At 37.9% G+C, this 11,629-nt stretch carries 8 protein-coding genes; 3 read left to right on the top strand and 5 right to left on the bottom strand.

The window, feature by feature from the left end:
- Positions 1-40: 40 nt before the first annotated feature.
- The 5 genes from V8G61_RS00735 to V8G61_RS00755 all read right to left on the bottom strand — a co-directional run bounded on the left by V8G61_RS00735 (position 41) and on the right by V8G61_RS00755 (position 9,187).
- Positions 41-1,645 (bottom strand): G-D-S-L family lipolytic protein, encoded by a 1,605-nt coding sequence (locus V8G61_RS00735; protein ID WP_394873506.1) that lies wholly within the window; start codon positions 1,643-1,645, stop codon positions 41-43.
- A 5-nt stretch (positions 1,646-1,650) separates the two neighbouring features.
- Positions 1,651-4,410: a TonB-dependent receptor gene (locus V8G61_RS00740; RefSeq protein WP_394873507.1), complete on the bottom strand. Its 2,760-nt coding sequence runs from the start codon at positions 4,408-4,410 to the stop codon at positions 1,651-1,653.
- 201 nt (positions 4,411-4,611) lie between these two features.
- Complete coding sequence (gene glmS / locus V8G61_RS00745; protein WP_394873508.1) at positions 4,612-6,465, bottom strand: glutamine--fructose-6-phosphate transaminase (isomerizing); 1,854 nt, start codon at positions 6,463-6,465, stop codon at positions 4,612-4,614.
- Positions 6,466-6,636: 171 nt separating this feature from the next.
- Positions 6,637-8,352: a DUF4270 domain-containing protein gene (locus tag V8G61_RS00750; protein WP_394873509.1), complete on the bottom strand. Its 1,716-nt coding sequence runs from the start codon at positions 8,350-8,352 to the stop codon at positions 6,637-6,639.
- A gap of 25 nt (positions 8,353-8,377) precedes the next feature.
- Positions 8,378-9,187: a glycogen/starch synthase gene (locus V8G61_RS00755; protein ID WP_394873510.1), complete on the bottom strand. Its 810-nt coding sequence runs from the start codon at positions 9,185-9,187 to the stop codon at positions 8,378-8,380.
- Positions 9,188-9,384: 197 nt separating this feature from the next.
- On the opposite strand from V8G61_RS00755, the gene panC reads away from it, so the two are divergent.
- From panC to V8G61_RS00770, 3 genes are read left to right on the top strand one after another with little or no spacing between them, the layout of a single operon-like run.
- Complete coding sequence (gene panC / locus V8G61_RS00760; protein WP_394873511.1) at positions 9,385-10,236, top strand: pantoate--beta-alanine ligase; 852 nt, start codon at positions 9,385-9,387, stop codon at positions 10,234-10,236.
- A 13-nt stretch (positions 10,237-10,249) separates the two neighbouring features.
- Positions 10,250-10,600: an aspartate 1-decarboxylase gene (gene panD, locus V8G61_RS00765; protein ID WP_394873512.1), complete on the top strand. Its 351-nt coding sequence runs from the start codon at positions 10,250-10,252 to the stop codon at positions 10,598-10,600.
- 4 nt (positions 10,601-10,604) lie between these two features.
- A complete protein-coding gene (locus V8G61_RS00770; RefSeq protein WP_394873513.1) occupies positions 10,605-11,573 on the top strand; it encodes a YbhN family protein in 969 nt (322 codons plus the stop codon).
- Positions 11,574-11,629: the final 56 nt, after the last annotated feature.

Here is an 11,629-nt window from a genome sequence, read left to right on the forward strand (position 1 = left end):
CATGAGGAAGGTGTTTTTTAATTTTTTATAGAATTTTAATTTACTGTAATAAGGGCGAATAGTTGGTACGGTAATTAGTAACATCTACTAAATTACCAGAAGCTTCGAAATTTGAACCATACTTCGCGTCTATTACTTTGAGGAATTCATTTGCTAATAACGCGTTACCTCTTGAAGTTGGGTGTAATCCATCCAAGGAGAAAACACCACCCGTTACTAAATCATTGGTAAAAATGTAAGGATCTGTTTCAAAACCGGTCTCAGCAATCTGCTGGATCAAAGACTTGGTATCGATATGGGCTAAACCCGCTGAATTAGCAGCGTTTTCAATAATAACATTATAGGCATCTGTAGCTTCAAAAATAGCGATGCGCTCATTAACTAAAAGAACCCATTTATCTTGTAAAGGATAAGTTAAACCATTAACTGAAAGTTGTCCGGCGAATTGTGCTGGAACTCCTGCCGTTACTAATTGGGTATAATAATCCACATTAACATCTCCCAGAATGCCGGCAGCTGTAAGTAAAATGATCTCATTTTCAGTGGCCTGCCTGGCTTGGCCGTATTGATTACCCAATAGGTTAGCAGTTGCGGCGTCCAAACCTCCACCTTGTAAAACGGCAGCTAACTGCGCACTGATATCTGGTAAATCTTCATCGTGAATAACAACCGGACTTTTCTCTGTTTCAGAAAATACGATCGAACGTTCCGGGAAACCTAGAAAAGTAAACGCAGTGTTAATATCAGAATAGGCCGCATTTAATAATGGGATTTGTTCAGCATAGGCGGCTTGCGAAGGGTCTTGAGGATCCAACGCATCAAATTTCACAGTCGAAAAGAAAGATGCATTTTCGATGTAAGGAACATTTGCAACAATACCTTGGGCACCACTTGAGGTTAGTGTTGCAATCAAACCATTGTAAACGGTTTCAAATGTGGCTGTATCAGTAATAGGATTGGAACCATCACCACCACTTAGAGCATAGCCCAAAACATCGTTTGAACCGATCCAAAGTGAAAAGAATGATGGATTTTGTGCCATAGCTAATTCTAGTACCGAGGCATTGGGAGTGCTTCCAGTCATTCTTACGAAATATGGGTTAGCAGCAGCAGGAAAATTGGCCAGATTTCCATAGCCGTTGGCTAGAAGATGAAAACTCTTGGCGCCAGGCACCCCTAAGTTATTAAATGGCCCTGTTGGATTGTTCAATGCGATATCTGTAGAGACGGTTACCGGACCTATAACAGATTCTAATGGTAAAGGCGCACCTCCCGTAGTCACGAGGCGCGGATTTTGAATTCGAGTTCCGGCCACGGCTAAACCTCCAAAATTATCGTTGGTTAAAGGTTGATTAAAACTACCGCCTCCAGCTAGTGCAAATTGTTGCGCCAAAATGTTTGGAAACGAATTTTCTTGTGCGGCTTTAAATAAAGCACCATCCATAAAACCTGCTGTTAAGGAATTCCCTAAAGCTACATATTTCGAAAAATTAGCAGAGCCAGCTGTAAGCGCAGGTAACTCCTCAGGTGTTTCCGGAAAAACATTATAATCTGCAAGCACATCCTCCGGTTCGTTACAAGCTACAATACTCAAAAGGCTTAGTAGAAGCCAAATATATTTTTTGTTTGTGATATATTTTTTCATTACGATTATAAATTATTAATTGTCCATGATAAATAATAGATTGATCCGATGTATCCGGTTCCATAGGCTGTGTAGTACTCCTCACCTAAGAGGTTTGTGCCACCAACTTTGAAAACGGATTTTATACTTGGAACTGTAAGGTTGATCTGAGCGTCAACCACTTGGTATTCCGGAACTAAACCGTTCCCAAAAGTGGCTTCCCAATAGTAATCATCACTAAACCTGTAATTGATATTAAATCCGAAATTTTTAAATAAATCGGTACTGCCAAATGATGCCTTGAATTTGTGCTCTGGAGTGTTGAAGTTCGTTACGAAATCAGGAAATTTTTGGCGGTCGAAATCCAGTTTTGCATAAGTGTAACTTCCACTTAAATCGAATTTGTCAAAAATTTTGGTTGTAATTCCTATAGATGCACCAAATGAATTAACATCAGCCGGTGAATTTGTATAAATACCATAAGTTTTATAATCGCCATTGGCAATAGCCGCCAAAGAAAGGGAGTTGTCACCTACAGTTCCGTAAAGCGGGGAAATCACACCAAACTGAGAAATAAAATCTCTATAGCTGTTGTAATAAGCACTAAAATCCACATTAAATTTTTCGTATTTTCCACGATATCCGACTTCTGCTGATTTTACCTGCTCCGGCTTAATTAAATTAGGATTACCTATCTCAAGTTGTGAAGGATTTCCTGTTGCAGCAAAGGCCAGAACAGAACTTGCTGAATACGAATTCTCATAGGCTGCACGACCAGTTTGCGTAATCGTGGCCGGTTGGCCAAGCATCTGACCTGAGGCACTCACATTATACGGTCTTGAGTAACGGTCTAGGTTTCTAGGTGCAGAACCAATTAAAATAGGGCCACCAGTATCTAAACCAATAAAAAGATCCTGAGTTGTTGGGTTTCTGAATCCGGTTTGTACCGATGCTCTGAAGTTATGATTCTTATTTACGGTTAAACCTGCAGAGATCCTAGGGGAAAAGAAGCCATCAAAAAACTCATTTTTATCATATCGAACAGACCCTGTTAATTTTAAGTCTAAGGATTCATTCAATTCTAAATTTTTCTGAATTTGGGTATACAAACCGTACTCTGAGTAAGGAATGGGCCCGTCAACATCGGTATATATTGTTCCAAAGGAGTTCAAGGAATATTTTCTGTAAGATCCGCCAACCTGAATTTCGGCAAAGTCGATAAGATGACTAAGGTTGTAATTACCGTTCACATGGTAGTATACAGATGCATCTTGAAACCTAGAGCCTGTTTGAAAATTAGGGTCCTTGGTGATTCTGTTAAAAGCTGCTTTAAATTCTGGTGATCCAGGTAAGAAACGCCCGGTATCTGCTACAGCCCGAGCTGCATCGTGCTTCTGTTGATCTGTTAATCCCATGGGATTTCCACTTAGCTCTATACCGGCATAAGTAGAAATATAGTCGCCAAACCAATCTTCATTACTTTTCCAAGCATTGTTTATATTTAGTCCAGTAAACAGCATATCGTAAGAGTCTCCAGCGTTATCTCCAACCATATAGGCTCTTAAGAAGAAGTTATCATTCTTAAACTCAATTTTATGTTGTTCTTGGAAGAAATTCCTGATCTGGTAACGATTGGATCCCTGATAAATCGTAGAACCCGTGCCCACTTTTCCGACATAGGAAATCTCAAAGTCATTAGCCCAGGGGCGGTAATAAAGTCCCCAGTCGGCTTTTATACTTTCAGCGTCATAATTGGTTAGGTGTCTTTCGTTGTATCCAGTTCGGGTTACATTAACGTCTGGTATTATACCTAAGCCACCAGATGCCGCTCTCATGTTAACGGTAAAATCATCACCATAAACATTAAGTCCGTTATAATCTGTAGCAGATCGAGTTTTGGAAGGATCGTTTTTGTCTTCTGTACTTACAGCTGCCCAGTCAGTACCTTTTAATAAGCCAAAATTAACTTTAGCCGCAAACTTATCGCTAAATTTATGGGCAGCACGAACACTCACATCGGTATAAGGGTTATCGCCTGCAGCTTCCTGAGATGTGATACCGCGTTTTAGTGAAGCACTAATTCCTTGATAATCAAACGGATTCTTACTACTCATGAACAAGATACCGTTAAAGGCATTCGCACCATAAAGTGCTGAAGAGGCTCCAGGGAGTAGTTCTACGCTTTGAACATCAGTTTCAGTTATACCAACAAGGTTTCCTATCGGGAAGTTCAGTGCGGGAGTGGAGTTGTCCATACCATCTACCAACTGCATAAATCGGTTATTTGCAAATGTTGCAAACCCTCTGGTGTTTGGCGATTGGAAGGTTAAACTGTTAGTATTTACGTCTACCCCTTTCAGATTTTCCAAACTCCCATAAAAATCGGCAGAAGCCGTATTTTTAATTTCTCGTGCACCTATTCGCTCTACTGTAACAGGCGATTCAAATATACGCTCCGGTGTTCGTGAGGCAGAAATAACAACCTCATCTAGAGCATTTCCTTCTTTAAGAACAATGTTTACGGTTTGGTTTCTATCCGTAATTTGGATCGATTGTGTTTCGTAACCAACATAGCGGGCTTCAATGGTAAATGGCGGATTTTGACTGTAGGTTAGTGAAAAATTTCCGTCAAAATCAGTGACAGCCCCACTTGAGGTTCCTATTACTACAATATTTGCTCCGGCAATCGGCACATTGTTTTCGTCCACAACCATGCCTGTTATTGTTGTTTGGGCAAAGGTTAGGGAACTAAACAATAACAAGAAAAAGGGGATAAGTGTTTTCATTTATTTAATTTAGTTTTAGTATTACAATATATGTATATATCCAATTAGTTATGCATAAAAGTAAAAAAAAATTATGCACGCATAGTAGTTATCTGTAAAAATACCCTAATTTCTTTAAGTATTTCACAAAATAAAGGCCGAATTATGTGATTTTAACATATTTCAGCCTCCCTAAATTCTTAAAATTAAAGCTTTTTTTTGTTACTCAACCGTCACCGATTTGGCTAGATTACGTGGTTGATCAACATTCTTACCAAGTAATACAGCTATATGATAGGATAGTAATTGTAATGGTATGGTTGTTAATAATGGTGAGAGAGATTCAGATGTTTCAGGAACCTCGATCACATGGTCGGCAAGTTCTTTTACCTGGACATCACCTTCTGTAACGATACCAATGATGCGTCCTTTGCGGGATTTTATCTCTTGGATATTACTTACAACTTTTTCATAATGCCCTTTTTTGGTAGCAATAACAACAATTGGCATATTCTCATCAATAAGGGCAATAGGGCCGTGTTTCATTTCTGCTGCAGGATAACCTTCGGCGTGGATATATGAAATTTCTTTAAGTTTCAAAGCGCCTTCCAGGGCTACGGGGAAATTATAACCACGTCCCAGATACAGACAGTTTCGAGTATCTTTATACTTATATGCGATTTCCTCGATTAACGGGTCTGACAACAAGGCCTTTTCCACTTTGCTTGGAATCATTTCTAATTCTAATAGATGCTGACGGAAATCAGAGCTGCTAATCGTCCCTTTGGCACGCGCTAGTCTTAATGCCATCAGGGTTAATACAGTAATTTGAGTAGTGAATGCCTTGGTAGAAGCCACACCAATTTCGGGTCCGGCATGCGTGTAAGCTCCGGCATCAGTTTCTCTTGAGATCGAAGATCCTACAACGTTACAAACCCCGAATACGAAGGCTCCTTTAGACTTAGCTAATTTAATTGCAGCTAAGGTATCGGCAGTTTCTCCCGATTGTGAAATAGCAATAACCACATCATCTTCAGTGATCACCGGATTTCGGTATCGGAACTCTGATGCGTATTCAACTTCCACAGGGATACGAGCTAGGTCTTCAAAGATGTATTCGGCTACCAATCCAGCATGCCAGGATGTACCACAGGCCACAATGATAAAGCGTTTTGCATTCAGGAATTTCTTCATGTTGTCCTCAACTCCTGACATTTTTATTATACCCTGTTCTCTTAGAAGACGACCACGGTAGGTATCTTGAATTGCTTTAGGTTGTTCGTGTATCTCTTTAAGCATGAAATGTTCATACCCGCCTTTTTCAATTTGCTCAAGATTAATTTGCAAGGTTTGAATATAGGTATCTACTAGGGAATCATCTTTGATCTTTCGAACTTTAATGCCCTTATGAAATCGAATAATAGCCATTTCTTCGTCTTCAAGATATACGGCATTCTTGGTGTATTCTAAAAACGGAGAAGCATCACTGGCAATAAAAAATTCATCTTCGTTTTCGCCTATTCCAACAGTAAGCGGACTTCCTAAGCGGGCCACTACAATCTCTTCAGGTTTATTTCTGTCGAAAACGGCAATGGCATAAGCGCCTACAACTTGGTTTAAAGCAATTTGCACTGCCTTACCTAGTTTTACGTTCTCTTGAATTTTTACATCTTCAATTAAATTGATCAGAACTTCGGTATCGGTATCTGATTTAAAAGAATATCCCCTTGTGATTAACTCTTTTTTCAGGGCATCGTAGTTTTCAATAATTCCATTATGAATGATCACTAAATCCCCGGAATTTGAGACATGTGGATGCGAGTTAACATCATTCGGTACTCCGTGGGTTGCCCAACGGGTATGACCAATACCTACGTTACCACTTGTAGAAATATCGTTATTGCATTTTTCAACCAGATCAGCTACTTTACCTTTGGTTTTGCAAACCTTCAAGTCGTTTCCATCATAAAGGGCCAATCCAGCACTATCATATCCGCGATATTCAAGTCGTTTTAAACCTTCTATTATAATGGGGTAAGCCTCCCGGTATCCTATGTATCCTACGATTCCACACATAATCTATTGTTTGATTTTGGGGTTAATAAAGAACAAATATGTAAAATAATTACTAGAATTACTGTAATTATTATACGAACACCGTGTTTTAAACGATAAAAGTCATTTTGGTTAAAAATGACTTTTATATGTTTGGTTTCAGTATGTTAAAATGTTCCTTACTTTAATTTATTATTGTTTTTCTTCCGTGTAAAATAATTTTAACACTAATTTTTTATCACTTGTGGTATTTGATCCGTAAACAACCGTTCCTCTTGGGCTTAATAAGGAGTTTGACGGGGTTGTTTTAACCTCGTCCGTACTATTTAGAATATCAGCAAAATCTCGGAAAGGTGAATTTGGACCATAAGAGTTCACATTATTGGAAATTGCAATTCCAATTTTAGTATTCAGGTTGTCCTGAATTAGAAGACTTTTCAACTGTTCCGTAAGCCTGATTTTATAATTGTAATTGGTGCCATCATTGGCAATACGTTGGCCAAGAGAAATGAATTTTGAATTAAATGGATCTCGTTCATTGGTTGTAGCGTCGGCTGAATAATCCACCGTTGGCTGGTTATTTGAGAGATCATAAGCATAAAGTCGGTCGTATTTATGAAACTCATCTCCGTTCTCATGAAGTGGGCCTTGAGCCATAGTTTCATCTTCATAAATTACTAATTGAGCTTCGTTAATTAAACGCTTTAATATGTAATTACCTGTAGAGGGATCTTTTACGTAGTCTCCATTGGCGTCTTTCAGTCTGAATAAGTCAATAAACGCTTGAAGATCTTCAGAAGTTCTAAACAAATCGACCACAGCCATGGAGCCTCCCATGCCTTTAAGATAGAGTTTTTCATCACCATCGGTACTGTTTCCATTTTGTAAGGTTGGCCCATCAAATTGGTTAATAAAGGTGTTAAGTCTGTTGCCATTAAAAGTAAACGTATAAACTCCAGCTACGGGATCGCCTCCTGTTTCGGTTGAATCTCTATGGTAGTAGATCACAATGTTAGCACCCGAGGAAGCTATATTCAGCAAGATCATATTCCCTTTTTGATCAATAGGTTCTGCTTTAATGTAAATACCTCTGAAATAATTTCTAAAATTATTAGCGTTTCTTAAAATGGTATTGTCTGCTTCATAGGCCTTGAAAATGGTGTTCGACCAAAAAGTTGTATCCAAATGAACACGTAAAGCAGGCACCGAATATTCTGTAGTAACCTCACCGCCGGTTGTTCTGTTTTCTGCAACAGCATTGGCGCTCGGTTTAAATTCAAGATCCTCATGTAATAAAGGGCCTTTAAAACTTTCGAAATCAATAATATTACTACCGTTAAGTGCTTTGTTAAGATTTTCATTAACAGCGGCATCAGCATATGAATAATACATTTGAGAGTTTTCTGAACCCAATCCAAACGGCACATAATCTCTGAGGTAATAATTATTGCTATAGACACTCAGTTTGATGGGGTTAACACTGCCATCTTGAGCTTCACCAAATAAAGAGTCTCTTATGCTGTATTGTGGAATGTTTCCCGAACTTGAAATTTGTTTGCTGAAATATGGAATTTTCATAACCACAGAATCAATAACCGTATTGGTACCAAAATCGGGATTAAAACTGGTTGGGGTTATCTGGCTCACAATACTGGCTGTTGACAGACCGTAAACCGGGTCGTCATAAACTCCTAAAAGATTTGATGCTAAATTATTTATTTGAACGGAATCCAATTTTTTATTGTACGCTACAATGGGTAATTCCATTTGCTGAGTTGCGAAATTCAAGTTTTCTTGCCCTAATACATCACTTTGTAAATCATTGAATTCTTTATCACAAGCAACGAAAGTTAAAACCAATATTAGGACAGGTACAATAAATTTAAGGGCGTTTGTTTTGTATTTCATAAGTTAAATTTGAAGAATATAAAGATTAGCTTAACATTTCGTCATTCAAAAAAGTCGTGTAAGCTTCACCAAATTCATCTCTACTTTTATATTCTAGAACAGGTTTACCGGATGCTTTTGCGTAGGCTTCAAGGGCTTCAGGAATTTCCTCAGAACCCATGATTAAAGCGTCAGAGTGATCAATTGCCACTTTCATAATGTTATTATATGAAGGTTCTTCAAGCACTGCAATGGCATCGTTATTTATGTTGTCAAATTTAACTTTATTAATCATATCTTTATTTAACGTATTGTTAAAACTTTGATTATAAACTGAGGTTACAATCTTACTTTCATTAAATAAAGGTTCGTCCTTATAAAACTCTTTTAAGTAAAGAGGTAAAAGAGAGGCTAGCCAGCCATGAACATGAATAACATCTGGTGACCAGTTTAATTTCTTAACGGTTTCAATAACACCTTTGGCAAAGAAAATTGCACGTTCATCATTATCAGAGAATAATTTACCATCCTCATCGGTTAAGGTTGCTTTTCTTTTGAAATACTCATCATTGTCGATAAAATAAACTTGAATTCGTTCTTTAGGGATCGAAGCGACTTTGATAATAAGTGGCATATCCAGATCATTGATTACTAAATTGATTCCTGATAGCCTGATCACTTCGTGCAACTGATGTCTGCGTTCATTAATATTTCCGTATCGTGGCATAAAAATTCGAATTTGTCCACCTTGCTGATTAACTAATCGCGGGGCTTCAAACGACATGGACGAAATTTCTGTTTCTGGCAAATAAGGCACCACCTCCGACGATACGTACAATATCCTCTTATCTTTCATAAGTTATTTTTTTGTTGAATTCATTATCAAAATAAAATGGATTCTTACGTATTTCTTAAGAAGGAAGAAACAGAAAGATTCCATTACATAAACCTTGTGCTTTTTAAAATTCACAATAAAAAACACGCAAAAGTACAAAATTTTATGCAGATTGCTTGTAAAATCTTAAGTTTGCGGGCGTTATTTTTTAAGAACAATTGAAAGTTTACAACAAAAAAGAAGACATAAGGAAAGCTATTGCCGAATTTAAATCGGATGGGCTCAGTTTAGGATTGGTTCCTACTATGGGTGCCTTGCATGAAGGTCATTTGGATTTGATCAAAAAAGCGTGTCGTGAAAACGATAAGGTAGCCGTTAGTATTTTCGTTAACCCGACACAATTCAACAATGTTGATGATCTGGAAAAATACCCAAGAACCATCGAAGCTGACCTGAGTGTTTTGAGTGATCTAAAAACAGATGCTGTTTTAGTATATGCTCCTGAGGTGGACGATATCTATGAAGGACAAACGATTTCAGAATTATTTGATTTTGATGGTTTGGAATATGAAATGGAAGGGAAGTTTCGTCCCGGGCATTTTGATGGTGTTGGAACTGTAGTGAAGCGCTTATTTAATATTATAGAACCAGATAAGGCCTATTTTGGAGAAAAGGATTTTCAGCAATTAGCGATAATTAAAAAATTAGTAAAAAAACAAAATATTCCGGTAACAGTAATAGGTTGTCCTATTTTTCGTGAACCCAACGGATTGGCTATGAGTTCCAGAAATTTAAGACTTTCACCCGAACACAAAAAGGCGGCACCTTTTATATATGATATTTTAAAAAAGGCCAAAGCGCAATTTGGCACAATATCTGTAGAAAATATAAAAGACTGGGTAGTCCAGCAGTTTGCAGAGGAAGCTTTGTTACAATTAGAATATTTTGTGATAGCTGATGCTGAGACCTTAAAACCAACAAAACAAATAGAACCTAAAAAAGCGTACCGAGCCTTTATAGCCGTGTATGCAGATGAAATAAGACTGATAGACAATATCGCATTAAATTAATTATCTTTGCCACATGCAAATTCAAGTTGTAAAATCGAAGATCCATAGAGTAAAATGCACAGGTGCAGAACTCAATTATATTGGTAGTATTACCATAGATGAAGATCTTATGGATGCTGCAAACATTATTCAAGGAGAAAAGGTGCAGATCGTAAACAACGATAACGGAGAGCGCCTTGAAACCTACTGTATCCCCGGACCAAGAAACACGGGTGAAATTACCTTAAATGGTGCCGCTGCCAGAAAAGTTTCTGTAGGCGATACCCTAATACTGATTACCTATGCTTTTATGAATATTGAAGAGGCCAAAGTTTTCAAACCTGCCTTAGTATTTCCAGATGAAGCTACAAATCTTTTAAAATAACCCGTTGAAATATACAACGAAATACATTCTAAAACTTGTACTCCCATTATTACTGGGAGTTTTTTTAGTGTGGTATTCGCTATCGCAAATTTCAATAGAAACTTTAGTGGGCTATTTTAAAAAGGCCGATTACACCTATATTATTCTGGGGATGTTTTTCGGGCTGTTAAGCCATTTGTCCAGAGCCTATCGCTGGCTGTTCCAATTAGAACCTCTTGGATACAAAATAAAACTAGGGAATAGTATTATGGCGGTTTTAGCTAACTATCTTATTAACTATACGATTCCTAGGGCTGGCGAGGTAGCCCGAGCTTCCATCATAACAAACTATGAAGGGGTGCCTTTTGAAAAGGCATTTGGAACTATCGTGGCAGAACGCATTGCCGATCTCATCATGATGTTTTTCATTATTTTGGTTACCCTATTTATGCAATTCGATTTTATATACGGCTTTTTGATGGATCGTTTTAACCCATTAAAATTAGTTATCATTGCCTTAATTGGGGTATTAGGATTACTTATCATTTTCAGGTATATCAAAACAAGTAAGTCTAAACTCGCCGTAAAATTAAAAGGATTCGTAAATGGTTTAATTGAAGGAGCACTGAGTGTTTTTAAAATGAAGAAGAAATGGCCCTTCATTTTTCACACCCTTTTCATATGGGCCATGTATGTTCTCATGTTCTACGTTACAAGCTTTGCGCTACCTCGAACCGCAGAAATTCCGTTTTCTGCACTTCTCATCGGGTTTATCGCAGGGAGTTTCAGTATTGCGGCTACGAATGGAGGCATTGGTTCTTATCCTGAAGCCATCGTTCTGGCTTTTTCCCTTTTCAGTATTCCTGCTGACCCCAGCAGAGCTTTTGGCTGGATCATGTGGTCGGCACAAACCATCCTAATCATAATTTTTGGCGGACTGTCTCTTATCTCACTTCCAATATTTAACAGGAAAAAATGGTCAACACCTTCGTAGTACTGTAGAATTTTTACTTTCAACCTAAAGCTTTATTTATTACCTTGTGCATTCAT

Origin of the sequence: Gaetbulibacter sp. M240 (assembly GCF_043876815.1) — a bacterium.
Lineage (GTDB): Bacteria > Bacteroidota > Bacteroidia > Flavobacteriales > Flavobacteriaceae > Gaetbulibacter_A.